This is a genomic window from Saccharopolyspora sp. NPDC047091, assembly GCF_040643635.1.
Taxonomy (GTDB): Bacteria; Actinomycetota; Actinomycetes; order Mycobacteriales; family Pseudonocardiaceae; genus Saccharopolyspora_C.
The window spans coordinates 23,149-43,041 of sequence record NZ_JBEYUS010000001.1 but is presented as its reverse complement, the minus strand read 5'-3'; the positions used below and the strand labels follow the sequence as shown (position 1 = coordinate 43,041).

The following is a 19,893-nucleotide window of genomic DNA, read 5'->3' as shown; positions in this document are numbered from 1 at the left end:
CATCCTATGGCGAGGGGAGCATTGACCCCTCGCGTTCGGCAGGAGCGGACCGACAGGCGGTGATGAGGGTGACCGGGAGCTGCGCGCAGCGCGGACACTGGTCGCGCCTGCGCGCCTGGACCGCCCGCGCCGCGGCGACCGCCGGGCTCCTCGGCGGCGCCTGGCTGCTGGCCGCGGGTCCGGCCGAGGCCGCGCCGCAGCACGAACTGGTGCCCGCGGTGCAGGTCGAGGTGGCTGAACCCGACATCGCCCCGCTCTCGATCGAACGGCCCGCGGCACCGAGCACCCCGGAACCGGTCCGCGTGGACCAGGCCTCGACCGCGGCCGAGCAGCTCGGCGTCGCCGACCTCGCCACCGACATCACGGCCGGGGTGCGCGAGGAGCTCGAACCCGTCACCGAATCCGCCGGACCGCTACGCGCCGAACCGGAACCCGCTGAACCGGACGAGGTGCACCAGCTCGCCGCGGACCAGGCCACCGGCACTACACCGGACACCGCACAGCCATCCGACGGCACCGCACTCCGCGGCGCCGACCCGGGGCCCGCCGCACCGGCACCACCCGCACCGACCACCGCTCCGGACCGCACCGCCTCCGAGCACGCCATGCCACCCGCTGCGGCGGATCCGGAGCCGCAGCCCACCCCGGCGCCCGCGCCGGTGGACCACGGCGGCACCGCACCGCACCAGGTCCCGCCGATCGCACCGCCCGTCGCGGTGACCGCGGCCGCGGCACCCGGTGGCTCGGGGCCCGGAGCGCGCTGGATGCACGCCGTGCTGCCGACCCGGCCGCAGCTGCCCGGCCCGGTGCGCGCCGTCGGCGGGCACATCGAAACGGTCACCTCGCGCGGCATCGCGCTGATCGAACCGTCCACCTCCCCCGACTGAACCGGGCCGGCGGCACCCGGCTCCGGGGGCCGCCGCACCACCGAAGTCTCCGGTCCGGCCGACTGCGCCCGGCGGGACCGGTCGCGGGGCGCTTGCAGGCACGTGCACCAGGAACATTGACCCCTCCTGAGCTGCGTGCCGCGCCCCGGTCCCGGTGTCGCAGTGCCCCAGCGGCACCGGGACCGCACCCGAGATCGCCTTCCGGCACGACGAGGGGCCGTGCCGGAAGGCGATCCGGTCGCCCGTCCCGTGCGGCGCCTCAGCTGATCGGCTCGTCCAGGGGCCCGAGATCGGCGATCCCGTCGAACCGGCCCGCCGCCGCGGCCAGCCTGCGCACGACCTCGCGGTGCTGGTCGACCGGCAGCGCGTACGGGATCCGCAGGTAGCGCTCCAGGTGCCCGTGCACGGCGAACCGGGTGCCGGGCACCAGCCGCAGCCCGTGCTCCTCGGCGGCGATGGCGAACCTGCTGCTCACCGGCGCCCCCAGGTCGCACCAGAGGGACAATCCGCCGTCGGGGACCCGGAACCGCCAGCCGGGCAGCTGCTCGGCGAGCTCCGCGATCATCGAGTCGCGCATCCCGATCACCTCGTCCCGCCGTGCGCGCAGCGCAGGCCCCGGGTCGGCCAGCAGTTCGGCCAGCACCAGCTGTTCCAGCACCGGGCTGCCGAGGTCCATCGCCGCCCGTTCCAGCAGCAGCCGCTGCACCAGGTCCTCGGGCGCCCGCACCCAGCCGAGCCGCATCCCGCCCCAGAACGTCTTGCCCGCCGACCCGAGCGTGATCACCCGGTCCTCGCCGAACGCGGCCACCGGCGGCGGCGGGGTCCGCCCGGTCAGGTCCAGTTCCACCAGGGTCTCGTCGACGACGGCCGTGGTGCGGGTCCGGCGCAGCATCGCGACCAGCCGTTCCCGGTCCGCCGCGGTCATCTGGATGCCGGTGGGGTTCTGGAAGTCCGGGATCAGGTAGGCGAGCTTCGGGGTGGTCTGCTGCAGCGTGGCGGCCATCAGGTCCAGGTCCCAGCCCTGCCCGAGCATCGGCACCGCGACCGCTTCGGCACCGGCGCCGCGGATCGCCTGCAGCGGATTGGGGTAGGTGGGGTGCTCCACCAGCACCCGCTCGCCCGGGGAGACCAGGGTCCGCAGCACCAGCGCGAAGGCGTGCTGCGCGCCGTTGGTGACCAGCACCTGCCGCGGGTTGGTCGGCAGACCGCGGCGGGTGTGGTGCTCCGCGATCCGCTCGCGCAGTTCGGGCAGGCCGAGCGCCTGGTAGCCGTGGCCGCCGAGCTCCGCCGGGATGCGGCAGCGCGCCCGGTCCAGCGCGGCGGTGAACTCGGGCGGCGCGGGCAGCGTGGCCTGCGCCAGGTTGATCAGGTCGGGGGTGGTGGGCGGCCAGCCGCCGGGGTCGGTGTGCGCCCGGTCGCCGGGCAGCCGCACCCACGAGCCGGAGCCCTGCCTGCTGGCCGCGAACCCTTCGCCGCGCAGCAGGTCCAGCGCGCGCACCACGAGGGTGCGGCTGACGCCGAGGGCGTCGGCGAATTCGCGTTCCGCGGGCAGCCGGGTGCCGGGCGGCAACCTGCCGTCGAGCACGAGCTGCCGCACCGCCCGGTGCAGCCCGCCGGAGGTGGCGCGGCCGGAGTGCCAGGTGCCGAGCAGTTCCGCGATACCGCGGGCGCCGATCCGTCCTATCACGCGAGACATGAGTCCAATAGTTCCAGATTGGCTCTCGTGAACGAGACCAATACCGCCGTATCAACGAACCATGGCTTCAACCGCAACCACAGTGGATCTCTCCCCGATGCCGGTCTCGGTGCGCCCGGCAGCCCGGCTGGCGCAGTTGTTCGGCGGCTTGGCGCTCTACGGCACGAGCATGGCGCTGATGGTGCGCGCCGAGATCGGCCTGTCGCCGTGGGACGTGCTGCACGACGGGCTGACCCGCCTGCTCGGCTGGAGCTTCGGGGAGATCACCGCGCTGACCAGCGTCGTGGTGCTGGCGCTGTGGATTCCGCTGCGGCAGCGACCGGGCATCGGGACGGTGGCGAACGTGGTGGTCATCGCGGTGTCGGTGGACCTCGTGCTGGGCCTGCTGCCGCCGGCGCACTGGCTGCCAGGGCAGGTGGCGCTGTTCGTGGCCGGGCTGGTGCTCAACGGGGTCGCGACCGCGGTGTACGTGGGTGCGCGGCTCGGACCGGGACCGCGCGACGGGCTGATGACCGGCCTGCACGCGCGGACCGGCTGGTCGGTGCGGCTGGTGCGGACCGGGATCGAGGTGGGCGTGCTGGTCGTCGGGTGGGCGCTCGGCGGGTCCGTGGGATTCGGGACGGTGCTGTACGCGGTGGCGATCGGGTGGATCACCCAGCTGTGCCTGCCGCTGGTGACGGTGCCGGGGCACCGATGATGGGGGCATGGCGAACGTCGAGGTGGCCGAACGGCCGGGTGATCGGCTGACCCCGGGTTCCGGGGCGAGCGAGGACGTGGTGCTGGTGCTGCCGAACGCGGTGGCGGTGCTGGACGGCGCGACCTCGCTGCGCCCCGGCACCCGCTCCGGCGGCTGGTACGCGGAGCAGCTGGCCGGAGCGCTGGAGCCGCGGCTGGCGGATCCGAGCGCCGATCTGGCGGACCTCCTGGCCGGGTCGATCGCCGAGGTGGCGGCCCGCTTCGACCTGCGCCCCGGCGAGTCGCCGTCCAGCACGGCGGCCCTGCTGCGCTGGGACGAGGAGCAGGTGGAAGCCCTGGTGCTGGCCGACAGCCCGATCGTGCTGGACACGTCGGCCGGGGTTCGGGCAGTGACCGACGACAAGCTCGCCGCACTGCGCAGCCGGAACCGAGGCGGCGGCTTTCGGGATCGGCTCCGGTCCGGCGGCGGGTTCGACGCCGGGCACCGGGCGGCGCTGGGCTCGGCGATGGACCGGACGTCGCGCCTGCGCAACGTCGAAGGCGGCTTCTGGGTGGCGGAGGCCGTCCCGGAGGCCGCCGCGCACGCCACCCGAGCGCGCCTTCCCCGCCGAGAGGTGCGGGCGGCGCTGGTGATGACCGATGGCGTGTCCTGCGGCGTGCAGGACTACGGGATCTTCTCCGATTGGTCCGCGCTGCTGGACGCGGTGGACCGCGGCGGTCCGGCCGCCGTCCTCACCGAAGTGCGCGCCACGGAGGAGGCCGATCCGCGGGGCGAGCGCTGGCCGCGCCCCAAGCGGCACGACGACCAGGCGTTGGCACTGGTCCGGTTCGCGGACGACACCCGCTCGGGTTGAATCCACCACGATCCGGCGAAAAAAGATCTCTGCACCTAGAGACAATCCGCATACCACCAAGTAACCTGGTGGTGTCCACCTGACCCCCAGGGGTGGACTTCACGCCCCCGCACTCCCGGTGACCCCCAGGCCGGTCGAGCGCGGGGGCGTCCTACGTTCGGGTGGAATTTGTTTTCCTGCGCAACGGAGTTCCGCTTCACTCGTTTGAGTGGGCAAGGGAACCTGCCGCCACCGTCGGCAGTCGTACCGGACGGCACGCAGCACGCAGTTGGGGAGGGATCGCCCGTGGACTTGCACACCCGGATCGAACTGTTCGGTGGCCCAGAAGACGGCCGGGAGATCACCCTGCCCGCGGGCGCGGCCGGCGGCCCGCTGTCCCCCATCCCCGTCCCCCGCGACGGCGAGGACCCGACCGCCGCGTACGTGAAGGACCACCAGCGGCCGCACGGGGTGTGGATCTACAAGTACACGCCGAGCCCGACGATCCGGCAGTTCCCGGTGCAGTGACCTGGCCTCCTGCGCCCCCGCGAGCGGTGGCCACCAGTCCAGGACCACCCAGCCAGCAGTGATCCGAATCACTCCGAACAACCGGTCGCTTCCTGTCGCGTCTTCCGTACAGATCACGAAGCGAGCGACAATTTCGGAGGCAATCATGCGCAGCACCGCCATCGTGGGTTCCGTTCTCGCCGCGGGCCTTTCCCTCGTCGGAATCGCCGGCATCGCGGGGGTCGCGAATTCGGAGGCCACCACGAACTTCATGGGCGCCAAGTCCAGCTACCCCTCGGTCCCCGGCCCGCAGCCGATGGACGTGTCCCAGGGCGCCCTCCAAGCACCCGACGGCTCCTACTGGGACGTGTACTCCCGCGACGTGAGCGGCGGGCACGCCGGCGCCGAGGACGCGCACAACGTCATCGGCCGCTACCTCGACCTCGACCCGTCGCAGGTCACGGGACCCAACGGCTACGCCGAAGACGTCTTCGGCAACTACGACTGCTCGCTGGTCACCCAGCAAGGCACCCCGCGCACCGGCGTCAGCTGCGACGACGGCCAGCTCCCGGTCGTCGCCTTCCAGCAGGCCGGCTGACCCGCGACACCACCACGCCCGCGCAGCTCCACGAACGCACCACCGCCGATACGGCGATCGAATACGCGCATCGCGCGACCATTCCACTCCAGCACGAATAACCCGATCGCCCCCGCACGCCCGAATGCGGCAGCAGCCAATTCGACAGCACCAGATTAAATCGGCAGCAATCCGGGACCACGCACCATTCCGCTGGCCACCCCGCGCACCCACGCGCGGGGTGGCCAGCGTCCTTCTCGCACCACCCTGATCTCACGACCCTCGGCTCACGGCTCACAGCCCACAGCCCACAGCCCACAGCCCACAGCCCACAGCTCACGGCTCACGGCTCACGGCTCACGGACGAAGCTGAGCACGCGCCAGGGCGGCCCCCTCCCGGTCCCGCGCGACGCGGCCCCACCACCGCTCCACGCACACGGCGACCGCAGCTTCGGCACGACAACCACGCCTCAGAACGAAACAAGCCCCACCGGGATCCGGTGGGGCTTGCTTGTGCCAGCTCTCGAGCGTGGCCAGGGGCGGGGTCGAACCGCCGACCTTCCGCTTTTCAGGCGGACGCTCGTACCAACTGAGCTACCTGGCCATGGCGTCCGACTCTGCAGCCGTTCGCTCTGGCGACCCAGACGGGACTTGAACCCGCGACCTCCGCCGTGACAGGGCGGCGCGCTAACCAACTGCGCCACTGGGCCATGTTCTGTTGTTGCGTACCCCCAACGGGATTCGAACCCGCGCTACCGCCTTGAAAGGGCGGCGTCCTAGGCCGCTAGACGATGGGGGCTTGGCCGATTCGACACCGACCCGGCCTTACCTCCAACCGGCTTTTCCCTTTCGGGGCGCCCCGTTGGCAGTGATGAAAGCTTACGACACACGCTCAGCGGCCTTGCACAGGGGGGTCCCTTAAGCCGCATCGCGCGGCTCGGCGCCCGTCCGGGCGTCCGCGGCCGACCCCCACCATAGCTTCCTGACCAGTATTTTTCACCCGAATGTCGGGGGACCGGCCGAATGCCCTCCGAGGGCGTCGGGGGGCCGGAACCGGCCGCCGGGGGTGCCGGGCAGGGCTCCGGGACGGAAAACGGGTTCTTGTGACGGCGGTCTCAGATCGTGGGGCGGGGGGCCGCCGCCGGGACCGAGGGGTTGTCGCGGAGCCAGTCGGCCGTCGCGATGCCGCCGAGGACGACGCGCCAGATCTCGCCGGTCTGCTGGGCCGCGCCGATGCCGCGGCCGGTGCTGAGCACCCGGACGCCGACGAGCGTCGCGTACAGGACGCGGGTGGCGGCGGCCGGATCGATCTCGGGCCGCAGCAGGCCGTGCTCGGCGGAACGCCGCAGCAGGCCGGCGAGCAGCTGCTCCCAGCGGGCCGCGGTCTCCTGGTCGCGCATCGCCAGCTGCGCTCCCGCGCGGACCACCACGTCCCGCTCCAGGATGCGGACCACCTCGTCGACGAGTTCGACGGCGGTGGTCAGCGGATCCAGGCCGCGGCCCGTCCAGCGCTGCCAGATCTTCGACCAGACCTGCGCCTGGAAGCGGATCAGCGCGGACGCGACGGCGTCCTTCGACGGGAAGTGGAAGTAGAAGGCGCCCTTCGTGACACCGCTGCGCCGCAAGATCGCGCTGAGCGGGGTGGCGTCATAGCCGGCGCGGTCGAACTCCTCGGCAGCAGCGATGACGATGGCACGGCGGGTGACTTGCGCCCGACGCTGCTGGGGCATGGGACGGCTCCGGCGGCTGGGACGTCGACCATGTCTCAACGCTCACCAGATCCGGCGACACGGCCCACGAAAGGATGATCAACTACGCCACGCGAAGTTACCGCGCCACCCCCACGGGTGCCCATCCGCCGTTCCCGTGTCCCACTGGTGATCTTGCCGGAACCGACCGGTGACCTGGAGGGAACTCGAAAGAAACCGCACGGTATGTTTTGCGCGAGCCCCACGCCGGGCTCACGTCTTCCCGCGAGGTGAGCCACCGGGGGGTGCCCGACCTCGCGGGAAGACAACCCCGGCGCAGCCGTGCCCGATCCGCTCGCCACGACCCCGCGATGATCCGCCGATCCGGCGTCGCCGACCCCGTGCCCAGCGACTTCCCCGTGCGCGGTGGCAGCACCCACCGCGCGCGATGATCCGGAACGAGCGGCTCGCCGCGGCCCGACCGCGCGATTCCGCCGAATCCGATCAGCGGGTGACCGGTGGCTCGCCCTCTTCGTCCGGGACGAGCCCGAGCATGTCCAGCAGGAGCCGGCAGTCCTCGGCGCCCTCGGAGCCGCGGGCCACCGCGACCCGCGCCCGGTGCACTTGTTCGTCGGTGATCCCGGCGGGCTCGCCGCTGCGCGGCGCGGGTACCACCGAGGTTGATCGGCCAACGGTTTCTTCCTGCTGCGACAGGAACTTCCGCACGTCCAACGACCCGTACATGACGCCTCCCCGGCTCGGGTTTCGGCCGCAGGTTATCCACAGCTTGTGCACAGTCGCAGCCCCCCACAGAGTGATTCAGCGGAGACGCTGAGTAATCACGGACCGTGGTTCTCTCCACTGGGGAGGGGCGGACCGTCCACGCCGAACCGGATGGCCGTCCACTGTGGAACGGACCGTGACCCGACCGCCGGGAACGGGCGGCAAGGCCCGCGGGTCCGGACGCCGGGACGACCGGGCGGGTCCGCGGGCACCGCGTCGGCGCGGTGGCTCCGGGCGCTCCGGCTGCTCCGTCCGGATGCGTAGCCGGGGTAGTCGTGGTCGCGGTGCACCGCTCACGGGATGCCGTCACCCGGCTGTGTTCGGGTGCCCGTCCACCGGGTGAAGCGAGCGGTCCGCGGGCCGATCGGGTCGACGTCGAGTAGCTGACTTCGCGGCTGCTCCCTCCCGAAATCGAGGTCGCCGTGCCACAATCGTGAAGCTGACCCACCCCCGGTCAGCGACTGTGGAGATCCCCTCCGACCCCCGCGCTCCTCCCCCTGGCGTGGGGGTCCTCCGCTGCCCGGGTGCGACCGGCGATCGCCGACACGCCGCCTGCGAATCGGACACAGCCACTCCACGTTTCGCAACGGAACCGTTATCGTGTGCGCGTGGCTCTAGGACGAATGAAGACCGGACGCCGGCAGCAGGACGCGCGGGGCAAGTCCGCGAACCAGCAGCAGGCCAACGAACCGGATCACGAGCTCGACTCGTACCTCGCGGCCTTGGCCCCGAAGGAGGACCTCGAAACCACCGGTTCCGGCCGCGGTTTCGGCGGTGCCGAGGTCTACCAGCTGCGCCTGCCGCTGATGGCCAACGAGAAGCTCAAGGAGCTCGCCGCTCGCCAGGGCACCTCGCCCGGCGCGCTGGCGAGGGATTGGGTGATGCAGCACCTGTCGCAGTCGGAGGAACCGGCACCGGAACCGCCGCGGGCCGCGCCCCAGCAGGAGGCGACCCCGGCGTGGCCGCAGCAGGAGGCGGGTTACGAGCAGCAGGGCTACGGCCAGCAGCCCGAGTACGACCCGTACGCCTACGCCTACGGCGGCGAGACCGACACCGAGATCACCATCCCGCGCGGCGGCCGGCTGCGCTGACCCCGTCCCGGCCGCGGCCGGACCCCGACCCCCGACCACCCCGGAGCAGTCCCCGAACTCCGCCGGTGGAGGCGACCCCCGACCGCCTCCGCCGGCGGTTCCACGTCCGGACCGCGCTCACAGCCCCAGTTCGCGCGCGATGAGCATGCGCTGGACCTCGCTGGTGCCCTCGCCGATCTCCAGGATCTTCGCGTCCCGGTAGAAGCGGCCGACGGGCGTCTCGTTCATGAACCCGTAGCCGCCGAAGATCTGGGTGGCGTCCCGCGCGTTGTCCATCGCGGCGTCGGACGAGGTGAGCTTGGCCAGCGCCGCCTGCTTGCGGAACGGTTCGCCGCGCAGCATCCGGGACGCGGCGTCGTAGTAGGCGAGCCGGGCGTTGTTGGCCCGCAGCTCCATGTCCGCGATCTTGAACCGGATGGCCTGGTACTCGCCGATGCGGTGGCCGAACGCCTCCCGCTCGCCCGCGTACCGCAGGCATTCGTCGACGCAGCCCTGGGCGAGCCCGGTGCCGAGCGCGGCGATCGCGATGCGGCCTTCGCTGAGGATGGACAGGAACTGCGCGTACCCGCGCCCGCGCTCGCCGAGCAGGTTCGCGGCGGGCACCCGGCAGTCGTCGAAGGACAGCTCGTGGGTGTCGGAGGCGTTCCAGCCGACCTTCGAGTACTTCGGCGCGACGTGGAAGCCGGGGGTGCCGGACGGCACGATGATGGTGGAGATCTCCTTGCCGCCGTCGGGCTTGCTGCCGGTGACGGCGGTGGCGGTGACGAACCCGGTGATGTCGGTGCCGGAATTGGTGATGAACGCCTTGGACCCGTTGAGCACCCACTGGTCGCCGTCGAGGACGGCGGTGGTGCGGGTGGCTCCGGCGTCGGAACCGCCGCCGGGTTCGGTGAGCCCGAACGCGCCGAGGACCTCCGCGGTGCACAGCTTCGGCAGCCAGGTGCGGCGCTGCTCGTCGTTCCCGAAGCGGGCGATGGGCATGGCGCCCAGCGACACCCCGGCTTCGAGGGTGATGGCCAGCGAGGAGTCGATCCTGGCGAGTTCTTCCAGCGCGAGGCACAGCGCGAAGTAGTCGCCGCCCATGCCGCCGTGCTCCTCGGCGATGGGCAGTCCGAACAGGCCCATCGCGCCCATGGTGCGCACCAGCGGGTACGGGAAGGCCTCGCGTTCGTAGTAGTCGCCGATGACGGGCGCGACCTCCTTGCGGGCGAAGGTCCGCACCGAGTCGCGCAGGGCTTCGTGCTCCTCGCCCAGGCGGTGGTCGATCATGTCAGCTCTCCTCGGGTCCGGAGGGTAGGGCGGCGAGCACGGCGAGCGGCTGGTCGAGCGCCACCGGCTGCCCGGGTCGGGCGGTGACCTCGGTGACGGTCCCGTCCAGTGGGGCGACGACGGTGTGCTCCATCTTCATCGCCTCCACCACGAACAATGTCTGTCCCTTGTGGACTTCCTGGCCCGCGGTGACCTCCGCGGCGAGCACCGTGCCCGGCATCGGGCTGGTGACGGCACCGCCGGAGCCGCCGCCGCGTTCGGCGCGCTCGGCCAGCAGCCGGTGCTCGGTGACGGCCCAGGTGCGCCCGTCCGCGGCCAGCCAGGTGGTGTCGCCGTCGCGCGCCCAGCGGTACCGGCGGGTGCGCGACCGGTGGGTGACGGTGAGCAGGTCGCCGTGCAGGAACGCGCTCGCCCGGCTCGGTTCGCCGTCGACCAGCACTTCCGCGTCGGAGGCGCGGCCGCGCAACCGCACTTCGGCGTCCGCGAAGCGCCAGGTGCTCCACGCCGGTGCGCCGAGCCGCCAGCCACCAGGCACGTCCCACGGGTCGGCGGTGCGCGGGTCCGGTTCGGCGGCGGCGAGGTCGGCGAGCGCGGCGGCCACCGGCACCTCGGCAGGCACCGGGTCGGCGGTGAGCTCGGCCAGGTTCCGCTCGATGAGCCCGGTGTCGAGCTCCCCGGCGAGCACCTCGGGCCGTGCCAGCAGCGCCCGCAGGAACGCCACGTTGGTGATCACCCCGAGCACCGCGGTGTCGGCGAGCGCGGCGTCGAGCCTGCGCAGCGCGTCGGCGCGCGCCGGGCCCCAGGCGATCACCTTGGCGAGCATCGGGTCGTAGTCCGAGCCGACGACGGCGCCCGCGGCGATGCCCGAGTCGACCCGCACCCCGGCCGGTTCGTGCACGGCCAGCACCCGGCCACCGCTGGGCAGGAAGCCGCGCGCCGGGTCCTCCGCGTAGACGCGGGCCTCCACGGCGTGCCCGTCCACCCGCAGGTCCTGCTGGGCGAACGGCAGCGGTTCCCCGGCGGCGATCCGCACCTGCAGCGCGACCAGGTCGAGGCCGCGGCGCTCGCCGACGGCGGTGACGAGTTCGGTGACGGGGTGCTCGACCTGGAGCCGGGTGTTCATCTCCATGAAGAAGAACTCGTCCGGCCGGTCGGCGGAGACGATGAACTCGACGGTGCCCGCGCCGACGTAGCCGACGGAGCGCGCCACGGCGACGGCGGCCTGCCCGATCCGGTGCCGGGTGGGTTCGTCGAGCAGCGCCGACGGCGCCTCCTCGATGATCTTCTGATGCCTGCGCTGCAGGCTGCACTCCCGCTCGCCGAGGTGCACGACGCCGCCGTGCGCGTCGGCGAGGACCTGCACCTCGATGTGCCGGGGCCGGGCGACGAACCGCTCCACGAACAGGGTGTCATCGCCGAACGCGGCGCCGGATTCGCGGCGGGCGGCGGCGATCTGCGCGGGCAGGTCGGCGGGGTCCTCGACGCGGCGCATGCCCTTGCCGCCGCCGCCCGCGGACGGTTTCAGCAGCACCGGGTAGCCGACGTCGCGGGCGGCGGCGATCAAGTCCTCGTCGGTCATGCCGGGTTCGCTGCGACCGGGGACCACGGGCACGCCCGCGGCGGTGACGGTCGCCTTGGCGCGGATCTTGTCGCCCATCGCCTCGATCGCGGCGGCGGGCGGACCGATGAAGGTGAGCCCGGCTTCGGCGCAGGCGCGGGCGAACCCGGTGTTCTCGGACAGGAAGCCGTAGCCGGGGTGCACGGCCTGCGCGCCGGTGCGCAGCGCGGCTTCGACGACGCGCGGCACCGACAGGTAGCTCTCCGCGGCACTGCTCGGTCCGATGTGGACGGAGGTGTCGGCCTCGGCGACGTGCCGGGCGTCCCGGTCGGCGTCGCTGTGCACCGCGATCGACCGGATGCCCAGCTCGCGCAGGGTGCGGATCACCCGCACCGCGATCTCCCCCCGGTTGGCCACCAGCACCGCGTCGATCCGGGGACCGACCGCCTCGGCGGCCACCTCCGCGCCGACCTCGACCACCACCGCGCTCACCTCGTCCTCGTCGCCGCTGAGAAGCCGTTGGGAACCTGCTGGACTCCGCTGGGCTCCGCCGGGAATCCGCTGGAATCCGCTGGAATCCGTCACATCCGGAAGACGCCGTAGCCGACCGGTTCCAGCGGCGCGTTCGCCGCCGCCGACAGCGCCAGGCCCAGCACGGACCGGGTCTGCTTCGGGTCGATCACGCCGTCGTCCCACAACCGGGCCGTGGAGTAGTACGGGTGGCCCTGCGCCTCGTACTGGTCGCGGATCGGCTGCTTGAACTCGTCCTCGGCGTCGGCGGACCACTCCTCGCCGCGCGCGTCGAACTGGTCGCGGCGGACCGTGGCCAGCACCGAGGCGGCCTGCTCGCCGCCCATCACCGAGATCCGCGCGTTCGGCCACATCCACAGGAACCGCGGCGAGTACGCCCGCCCGCACATCGAGTAGTTGCCCGCGCCGAACGAGCCGCCGATGACCACGGTGAACTTGGGGACGCGCGCGCAGGCGACGGCGGTGACCATCTTGGCGCCGTGCTTGGCGATGCCGCTCGCCTCGTACTCCTGGCCGACCATGAACCCGGAGATGTTCTGCAGGAACACCAGCGGGATGGAGCGCTTGTCGCACAGCTCCACGAAGTGCGCGCCCTTGAGCGCGGATTCGCCGAACAGGATGCCGTTGTTCGCGACGATCCCCACCGGATGCCCGTGCAGCCGGGCGAAGCCGGTGACCAGCGTGGTGCCGTAGTCCCGCTTGAACTCCTGGAACCGGCTGCCGTCGACGATGCGGGCGATGACCTCGTGCACGTCGTAGGGGGTGCGGCTGTCGGTGGGCACGGCCGCGTAGAGGTCGTCCGGGGACACCAGCGGTTCCTCGACGGGCCGCACGTCCCAGGGCCGCGGTGCGCGCGGGCCGAGGGTGTCGACGATGGAGCGCACGATGCGCAGCGCGTCCGCGTCGTCCTCAGCGAGGTGGTCGGTGACGCCGGAGGTGCGGGAGTGCAGGTCACCGCCGCCGAGCTCCTCCGCGGTGACCTCGGCGCCGGTCGCGGCCTTCACCAGCGGCGGGCCGCCGAGGAAGATGGTGCCCTGCTCGCGCACGATCACCGCTTCGTCGCTCATCGCCGGGACGTAGGCGCCGCCCGCGGTGCAGGAGCCGAGCACGGCGGCGATCTGCGGGATGCCGCGGGCGGACATGGTGGCCTGGTTGTAGAAGATCCGGCCGAAGTGCTCGCGGTCCGGGAACACCTCGTCCTGCCTGGGCAGGAACGCGCCGCCGGAGTCCACCAGGTACAGGCAGGGCAGCTCGTTGTGCAGCGCCACCTCCTGGGCCCGCAGGTGCTTCTTCACCGTCATCGGGTAGTAGGTGCCGCCCTTGACGGTGGCGTCGTTGGCGACGATCACGCATTCGCGGCCCGCGACGCGGCCGATGCCGGTGATGATCCCGGCGGACGGGGCGTCGCCGTCGTAGAGCTCGTGGGCGGCCAGCGGGGAGAGCTCCAGGAACGGGGAGCCGCGGTCGAGCAGCGCGTCCACCCGGTCCCTGGGCAGCAGCTTGCCGCGTTCGACGTGCCTGCGCCGCGACTTCTCCGGACCGCCGAGGCGGGCTTCGGCGAGGCGGGCGTCGAGGTCGGCGACGAGCGCGGCGTGCTCGGCGGCGAACCGCGCGGGGCGCTCGGCCGCGGGGTCGAGCGCGCTGGTCAGGACGGGGGCATCCACCGGCGTTCCTCCTGCTCCGGACTGCGTCGACCGCGAGTTAGTCATCGTTAACCAACGTCGATGTTAACGGCGGCTAACTTCGGCGTCTAGTATCTGCTCCGATGACCGGACCGGCCACCGAACGCCCGAACCGCCGCGCGCAGCTGCTCGACGCGGCGGCCGAGCTGTTCGCCCGCTACGGCTTCCACGGCGTCGGCATGGACGACATCGGGCGCGCCGTCGGCATCTCCGGGCCCGCGCTGTACCGGCACTTCCGCGGCAAGGACGCGATGCTCGCCGAGATGCTCACCGGCATCAGCGACCGGCTGCTCGACGCCGGGCGCAGCCGCGCAAGCGCCACCGCCGACCCGCGGCTCGCGCTGGACGAGCTGGTGCGCAGGCACGTCGAGTTCGCGCTCACCAACCCCGCGCTGATCACCGTGCACCTGCGGGACCTGGACAGCCTCGCCGCCGAGGAGCGGAACCGGGTGCGCGAGGCGCAGCGCGGCTACGTCGAGGTGTGGGTGGACGTGCTGCTGCGGACCCGGCCGGAACTCGACCGGGCGACCGCGCGGGCCTCGGTGCACGCGGTGCTCGGGCTGATCAACTCCACGCCGTACAGCACGCACCTGGGCACCGCCGCCATGGCGGAACTGCTGCACCGCATGGCCATCGCCGCCTTGAGCTGACCGTCTCCGCGTCATCCGTCCGGAGGACCGCACCGGATTGCAGGGCCTCCGACCAGCGCCAACACTGAACGCCGAGGTCGCGCCGGACGGGTTCCGGCCCGGGCCGCCCGGCCCGGCAGCGGCCCGCGGCGCCCCCGGAGGACACCCGCATGGCCACTTCGCCCGCACGGCCGGCACCGATCCCGGCGCGCCCTGTGGGCCCTCCGCGCACGCCCACCAGCTCGAAGTTCGCCGACTGGGCGCGGACCACCGACCCGAAGGCGATCGGCAAGCTGTACCTGGCGACCGCGTTCGCGTTCTTCCTGATCGGCGGCGCGATGGCGCTGCTCATCCGCGGCGAACTGGCCCAGCCCGGGCTGCAGTTCCTCTCCCAGGAGCAGTACAACCAGCTGTTCACCATGCACGGCACGATCATGCTGCTGCTGTTCGCGACCCCGATCGTGTTCGGCTTCTCCAACATCATCCTGCCGCTGCAGATCGGCGCGCCGGACGTGGCGTTCCCGCGGCTGAACGCGTTCTCCTACTGGTTGTTCCTGTTCGGCGGGCTGATGGTGCTCAGCGGGCTGCTGCTGCCGGGTGGCGCCGCCGACTTCGGGTGGACGGCGTACGCGCCGCTGTCCCGGTCCACCTACAGCGCGGGCCTCGGCGGGGACCTGTGGATCACGGGGCTGCTGGTCAGCGGGCTGGGCACCATCCTCGGCGGGGTCAACATGATCACCACGACGGTGTGCATGCGGGCGCCCGGCATGACGCTGTGGCGGATGCCGATCTTCACCTGGAACATCCTGGTGACCAGCCTGCTGATCCTGATGGCGTTCCCGGTGCTCACCGCCGCGCTGTTCGGGCTGCTGGCGGACCGGCACTTCGGGGCGCACGTGTTCGACCCGGCCACCGGCGGGGCCATCGCCTACCAGCACCTGTTCTGGTTCTTCGGGCATCCGGAGGTCTACATCGTGGCGCTGCCGTTCTTCGGCATCGTCACCGAGATCTTCCCGGTGTTCAGCCGGAAACCCCTGTTCGGCTACATCGGGCTGGTGCTCGCGACGCTGCTCATCGGCGGGCTGTCGGTGGTGGTGTGGGCGCACCACATGTTCGCGACCGGAGCGGTGCTGCTGCCGTTCTTCTCGTTCACCACGTTCCTGATCGCGGTGCCCACCGGGGTGAAGTTCTTCAACTGGATCGGGACGTTGTGGAAGGGGCAGCTGACCTTCGAGACGCCGATGCTGTTCTCGCTCGGGTTCCTGGCGACGTTCCTGCTCGGCGGGCTGACCGGGGTGCTGCTGGCGGCGCCGCCGCTGGACTTCCACGTGCACGACACGTACTTCGTGGTGGCGCACTTCCACTACGTGCTGTTCGGGACCATCGTGTTCGCGGTGTTCGGCGGGATGTACTTCTGGTTCCCGAAGATGACCGGGCGGATGATGGACGAGCGGCTCGGGAAGCTGCACTTCTGGCTGACGTTCATCGGCTTCCACACCACGTTCCTGGTGCAGCACTGGCTCGGCGGGGCCGGCATGCCGCGGCGCTACGCCGACTACCTGGCGACCGACGGGTTCACCGGGATGAACGTGGCCTCCACGGTGGGGTCGTTCATCCTGGGCGCCTCGATGCTGCCGTTCCTGTGGAACGTGTTCACCAGCTACCGGCACGGGACGGTGGCGAACGTGGACGACCCGTGGGGGCACGGCAACTCGCTGGAGTGGGCGACGTCCTGCCCACCGCCGCGGCACAACTTCACCGAGCTGCCGCGCATCCGCTCGCCCCGGCCCGCGTTCGAACTGCACTACCCGCACATGCTGGACCGGCTGGAAGCCGAGGCGTACGTCGGCGGGCCGCCGCCCAACCGGTCCATTGAGGACGACTGAGCTCGTTGGGCGGACTGCACAGCCGAGCCGCCGCACTCTGCTGACCTCGCACAAATCGTTTCAACCACGTAACGCCACCACCGCGGGTGGCGATCTTCCCGGTGGCGCGTTCACGCTGAACCGAACGAGTGGAAACCGGCCAGCGCGGCAGTGGTCCGCTTCATAGTCCCGCCGGGAACACGGTCCCCGGGGCTTAGTGTTGAACGCGTCCGGGGAGCCGCCAGCGACAGCCGGTCTTCCTGAGAAAGAGCTCCGAACACCGACGACCGCCGAAAGCAGCGGGGACCCTCGACGTCCTCGGCAGGCGGGTTCGGGGCGCTGACCCGGTCCGGAACTTTCGATTCAGGAGACCTCCTTGCCCATTGCCCTGTTGGCCCTGGCCATCGCAGCTTTCGGCATTGGAACCACCGAGTTCGTGATGATGGGGCTGCTGCCCGAAGTGGCCTCCAACCTGCACGTGTCGCTGCCCGACGCAAGCGGCTACATCTCCCTGTACGCCCTGGGCGTCGTCGTCGGCGCGCCGCTGCTCACCGCGGGCGGCATGCGGGTGCGGCGCAAGACGATGCTGATCAGCATGATGGGCCTGTTCGTCGTCGGGAACCTGGCCTCCGCGTTCGCCCCCACCCACGGGACGCTGCTGGCCGCCCGGTTCATCGCAGGCCTGCCGCACGGCACCTTCTTCGGAGTCGGCGCCGTCGTCGCCGCCGGCCTCGTCGCGCGGGACAAGCGGGCCCAGGCCATCTCGATGATGTTCATCGGGCTCACCGTCGCCAACATCGTCGGCGTGCCGCTGGGCACCCTGCTCGGGCAGTCGCTCGGGTGGCGGTTCACCTTCGCCGTCGTCGCCGCCATCGGCGTCATCGCGCTGATCGCCGTCGCCCTGCTCGTCCCGCAGCAGCCGAAGCCGACCGACGTGAGCCTGCGCGGCGAGCTCGTCGCCTTCAAGCGGCCGCAGGTGTGGCTGGCGTTCGCCGTGGTCGTGTTCGGCTTCGCCGCCACGTTCTCCTTCTACAGCTACATCAAGCCGCTGCTCACCGACGTCACCGGCTTCAGCCCCACGATGGCGACGGCGCTGCTCGCGCTGTTCGGCGTGGGCATGACCGCGGGCACCATCATCGGCGGGCGGCTCGCGGACCGGGCGCCGATGAAGACGCTGTACGTCTTCCTGGCGCTGCTGGCGGTGACGCTGACGACGTTCCTGGTGACCTCGCACAGCATGGTGCTGACCGCGATCAACGTGTTCGCGGTCGGGCTGGCCGGGTTCGCCGCCATCCCGAGCATCCAGGCGCGCATCCTGGACAAGGCGAAGGAGGCCCCGGCGCTGGGGTCGGCGAGCATCCAGTCCACGTTCAACATCGCCAACTCGCTCGGCGCCTACCTCGGTGGCCTGGTCATCGCGGGCGGCTTCGGGCTCACCGCGCCCAGCTGGGTCGGGGCGATCCTGGCGCTGGTCGGGCTCGGCTTCGCGCTGCTGTCCGGCTGGCTGGACCGCAGCCCGCGCTCCGGCGAGGTCGTGGCCTCGCACCGCGCCGAGGTCGAGCAGGCCGCGGAGGTCCCGGCCCGCTGACGGCTCGACGACGAGGGCCGGTCACCCACGCGGTGGCCGGCCCTTCGCACGTCCGGGGCCGTTCCCGGTGCGGCGGGGGCAGGTGCGGCGGCTGTGCTGCGGCGGGGCGGAAAGCGCTGGTCGACGGATGGCTTCCCGCGGTGCCGCGTGCTGTGATGGAGGACGCCCTGGGCCGGGAATCCGCGACCGGATCAGCGGGTTGCACCGAGTGGGTGATCCGCTGGGTAGCGGGTCGCACCCGGCAACGTTCGACCCTTTCGGAGGAACGAGTAGATGACCCAGGTTCCGAACCTCACGCTCAACACCGGCGCGGAGATTCCGCAGCTCGGGTTCGGCGTCTTCCAGGTACCGCCGGACGAAGTGATCGAACCGGTGGCCACCGCGATCGAGGCCGGGTACCGCAGCATCGACACCGCGGCCGCCTACGGCAACGAGGAAGGCGTCGGCAAGGCCATCGCCGACTCGGGTGTGCGGCGCGAGGACCTGTTCGTCACCACCAAGCTGTGGAACGACCAGCAGGGCTACGACAGCACGCTCAAGGCGTTCGACGACAGCATCACCAAGCTCGGCCTCGACTACGTCGACCTGTACCTGATCCACTGGCCCGCGGCCGGGCAGGACAAGTACGTCGACACCTGGCGGGCGTTCGAGAAGCTGTACAACGAGGGCCGCGCCAAGGCCATCGGCGTGTCCAACTTCCAGATCCCGCACCTGCGTCGCCTGTTCGAGGAGACCGACGTGGTGCCCGCGCTGAACCAGATCGAGCTGCACCCGAACCTCCAGCAGGGCGACCTGCGCGCGTTCCACAGCGAGCACGGCATCCTCACCGAGGCGTGGAGCCCGCTCGGCCAGGGCAAGGGCCTGCTGGACGACCCGACGCTGGGTTCGCTGGCGGAGAAGTACGGCAAGAGCCCGGCGCAGATCGTGCTGCGCTGGCACGTCCAGCTGGGCAACGTGGTGATCCCGAAGTCGGCGACGCCGTCGCGCATCCGGAGCAACATCGAGGTGTTCGACTTCGAGCTCGCCGACGACGACCTGGCGGTCATCGCGGGCCTGCACACCGGCACCCGCGTCGGCCCGGACCCGGACGTCCTCGGCGCCTGATCCGGCCTCCGGAAGCCCGTCCGACCAGGCGTCGGGCGGGCTTCCGCGCGTCCGCGGCCGGTTGACCTGGAGCGCACTCGAAGGACGAGGATCGCTGCCGTGACCACGACACCCTTGGACGACGGCTCCGTCGACGCGTACCTGCACCGGATCGGCCTGCCGCGGCGGGCGCCCTCGGCGGCGGCGCTGCGGGAACTGCACGAGGCGCACGTGCGCGCGATCCCGTTCGAGAACATCGACGTGCTGCGCGGACCGCACCCGGGGATCGGGCTCGACGTCATCGTCGACAAGCTGGTCCACCGGCGGCGCGGCGGCTACTGCTTCGAGCACGCGCTGCTGTTCGCGGCCGTGCTGGAGCGGCTCGGCTACCCGGTCCGGCGGCGGCTCGCCCGGGTGCGGCCGCACGAGCCGACCGGCTCGGAGACCCACCTGCTGCTGACGGTCCGGGCCGGCGGGCAGGACTTCCAGGCCGACGTGGGGTTCGGGGCCTGGATCCGCACCCCGATGCCGCTGCGGGACGGGGTGGTCGTGGACCAGGCGGGGTGGGAGCACCGGCTGCGCCGCGACGGGGAGCCGTGGGTCCTGGAGAAGCGCTCCGCGGACGGCTGGACGCCGCTGCACGCGGCCGACGAGCGGGTCCGGCGGCCGGTGGACTTCGAGGTCGCGCACCACTACACCTCGACGCACCCGAACTCCCCGTTCACCGGGCGGCTCGTGGTGATGCGGCTGGGCGAGGGCGTGCTGCGCCGCCTGGTCGGGGACGAACTGGTGGTGGAACGCGCGGACGGTTCCCGGGAGACCACGCGGGTCGCACCGGAGGAGCTGGGCGCGGTCCTCGCCGACCTGGACGTCGAACCGCCGCCCGACGCGCTGGCCGACCTGGTCGAGCACCAGCGCCGGCGGTGAGCC

General features: G+C 72.0%; 17 protein-coding genes and 3 tRNA genes. 11 read left to right on the top strand and 9 right to left on the bottom strand.

Annotated features, from left to right (window positions below):
- The first annotated feature begins 68 nt into the window (after positions 1-68).
- Positions 69-887 (top strand): hypothetical protein, encoded by an 819-nt coding sequence (locus ABZ805_RS00225; RefSeq protein ID WP_358432323.1) that lies wholly within the window; start codon positions 69-71, stop codon positions 885-887.
- Positions 888-1,146: 259 nt separating this feature from the next.
- Here the strand turns inward: ABZ805_RS00225 and ABZ805_RS00220 are convergent, their stop codons facing one another.
- Positions 1,147-2,583, bottom strand: coding sequence for a PLP-dependent aminotransferase family protein (locus tag ABZ805_RS00220; protein WP_358432321.1), 1,437 nt, complete (start codon positions 2,581-2,583; stop codon positions 1,147-1,149).
- Positions 2,584-2,644: 61 nt separating this feature from the next.
- Between ABZ805_RS00220 and ABZ805_RS00215 the strand changes: the two genes are divergently transcribed.
- The 4 genes from ABZ805_RS00215 to ABZ805_RS00200 all read left to right on the top strand — a co-directional run bounded on the left by ABZ805_RS00215 (position 2,645) and on the right by ABZ805_RS00200 (position 5,217).
- Positions 2,645-3,280 carry a hypothetical protein gene (locus ABZ805_RS00215; protein WP_358432319.1) on the top strand — a complete coding sequence of 212 codons (636 nt, stop codon included), beginning with the start codon at positions 2,645-2,647 and terminating at the stop codon, positions 3,278-3,280.
- A 7-nt stretch (positions 3,281-3,287) separates the two neighbouring features.
- A complete protein-coding gene (locus tag ABZ805_RS00210) occupies positions 3,288-4,133 on the top strand; it encodes a hypothetical protein (RefSeq protein WP_358432318.1) in 846 nt (281 codons plus the stop codon).
- Positions 4,134-4,418: 285 nt separating this feature from the next.
- The gene (locus ABZ805_RS00205) at positions 4,419-4,640 is read left to right on the top strand and encodes a hypothetical protein (protein WP_358432316.1); all 222 of its coding nucleotides are present in this window, start codon (positions 4,419-4,421) and stop codon (positions 4,638-4,640) included.
- A gap of 145 nt (positions 4,641-4,785) precedes the next feature.
- Entirely contained in the window at positions 4,786-5,217 is a 432-nt protein-coding gene (locus ABZ805_RS00200; protein WP_358432314.1) for a hypothetical protein, read from the top strand.
- 509 nt (positions 5,218-5,726) lie between these two features.
- Here the strand turns inward: ABZ805_RS00200 and ABZ805_RS00195 are convergent.
- The 5 genes from ABZ805_RS00195 to ABZ805_RS00175 form a co-directional block, all read right to left on the bottom strand.
- Positions 5,727-5,800: transfer RNA gene (locus tag ABZ805_RS00195), tRNA-Phe, on the bottom strand.
- Positions 5,801-5,829: 29 nt separating this feature from the next.
- A tRNA-Asp gene (locus ABZ805_RS00190) sits at positions 5,830-5,906 on the bottom strand.
- A gap of 16 nt (positions 5,907-5,922) precedes the next feature.
- A tRNA-Glu gene (locus tag ABZ805_RS00185) sits at positions 5,923-5,995 on the bottom strand.
- Positions 5,996-6,311: 316 nt separating this feature from the next.
- Positions 6,312-6,926 carry a ScbR family autoregulator-binding transcription factor gene (locus tag ABZ805_RS00180; protein WP_358432312.1) on the bottom strand — a complete coding sequence of 205 codons (615 nt, stop codon included), beginning with the start codon at positions 6,924-6,926 and terminating at the stop codon, positions 6,312-6,314.
- Between the two features lie 462 nt (positions 6,927-7,388).
- Entirely contained in the window at positions 7,389-7,628 is a 240-nt protein-coding gene (locus tag ABZ805_RS00175; protein ID WP_358432310.1) for a hypothetical protein, read from the bottom strand.
- 647 nt (positions 7,629-8,275) lie between these two features.
- Here ABZ805_RS00175 and ABZ805_RS00170 point away from each other — a divergent pair.
- On the top strand, positions 8,276-8,758 hold the full coding sequence (locus tag ABZ805_RS00170) for a hypothetical protein (protein ID WP_358432308.1): 483 nt from the start codon (positions 8,276-8,278) through the stop codon (positions 8,756-8,758).
- Positions 8,759-8,875: 117 nt separating this feature from the next.
- Here ABZ805_RS00170 and ABZ805_RS00165 read toward each other — a convergent pair whose 3' ends face one another.
- From ABZ805_RS00165 to ABZ805_RS00155, 3 genes are all read right to left on the bottom strand, one after another.
- Positions 8,876-10,027: an acyl-CoA dehydrogenase family protein gene (locus tag ABZ805_RS00165; RefSeq protein ID WP_358432306.1), complete on the bottom strand. Its 1,152-nt coding sequence runs from the start codon at positions 10,025-10,027 to the stop codon at positions 8,876-8,878.
- 1 nt (position 10,028) lies between these two features.
- Positions 10,029-12,068 (bottom strand): biotin carboxylase N-terminal domain-containing protein, encoded by a 2,040-nt coding sequence (locus ABZ805_RS00160; RefSeq protein ID WP_358432705.1) that lies wholly within the window; start codon positions 12,066-12,068, stop codon positions 10,029-10,031.
- A 98-nt stretch (positions 12,069-12,166) separates the two neighbouring features.
- Positions 12,167-13,780 (bottom strand): carboxyl transferase domain-containing protein, encoded by a 1,614-nt coding sequence (locus ABZ805_RS00155; RefSeq protein ID WP_358432304.1) that lies wholly within the window; start codon positions 13,778-13,780, stop codon positions 12,167-12,169.
- A 101-nt stretch (positions 13,781-13,881) separates the two neighbouring features.
- Here ABZ805_RS00155 and ABZ805_RS00150 point away from each other — a divergent pair, with 101 nt between their 5' ends.
- The 5 genes from ABZ805_RS00150 (at position 13,882) to ABZ805_RS00130 (ending at position 19,890) form a co-directional block, all read left to right on the top strand.
- Complete coding sequence (locus ABZ805_RS00150) at positions 13,882-14,448, top strand: TetR/AcrR family transcriptional regulator (RefSeq protein ID WP_358432302.1); 567 nt, start codon at positions 13,882-13,884, stop codon at positions 14,446-14,448.
- A gap of 149 nt (positions 14,449-14,597) precedes the next feature.
- On the top strand, positions 14,598-16,313 hold the full coding sequence (gene ctaD, locus ABZ805_RS00145; protein ID WP_358432300.1) for a cytochrome c oxidase subunit I: 1,716 nt from the start codon (positions 14,598-14,600) through the stop codon (positions 16,311-16,313).
- A 355-nt stretch (positions 16,314-16,668) separates the two neighbouring features.
- The gene (locus tag ABZ805_RS00140) at positions 16,669-17,880 is read left to right on the top strand and encodes an MFS transporter (RefSeq protein ID WP_358432298.1); all 1,212 of its coding nucleotides are present in this window, start codon (positions 16,669-16,671) and stop codon (positions 17,878-17,880) included.
- Positions 17,881-18,153: 273 nt separating this feature from the next.
- Positions 18,154-18,984, top strand: coding sequence for an aldo/keto reductase (locus ABZ805_RS00135; RefSeq protein ID WP_358432296.1), 831 nt, complete (start codon positions 18,154-18,156; stop codon positions 18,982-18,984).
- Between the two features lie 99 nt (positions 18,985-19,083).
- Positions 19,084-19,890 (top strand): arylamine N-acetyltransferase, encoded by an 807-nt coding sequence (locus tag ABZ805_RS00130; protein WP_358432294.1) that lies wholly within the window; start codon positions 19,084-19,086, stop codon positions 19,888-19,890.
- The last annotated feature ends 3 nt before the right edge of the window (positions 19,891-19,893 follow it).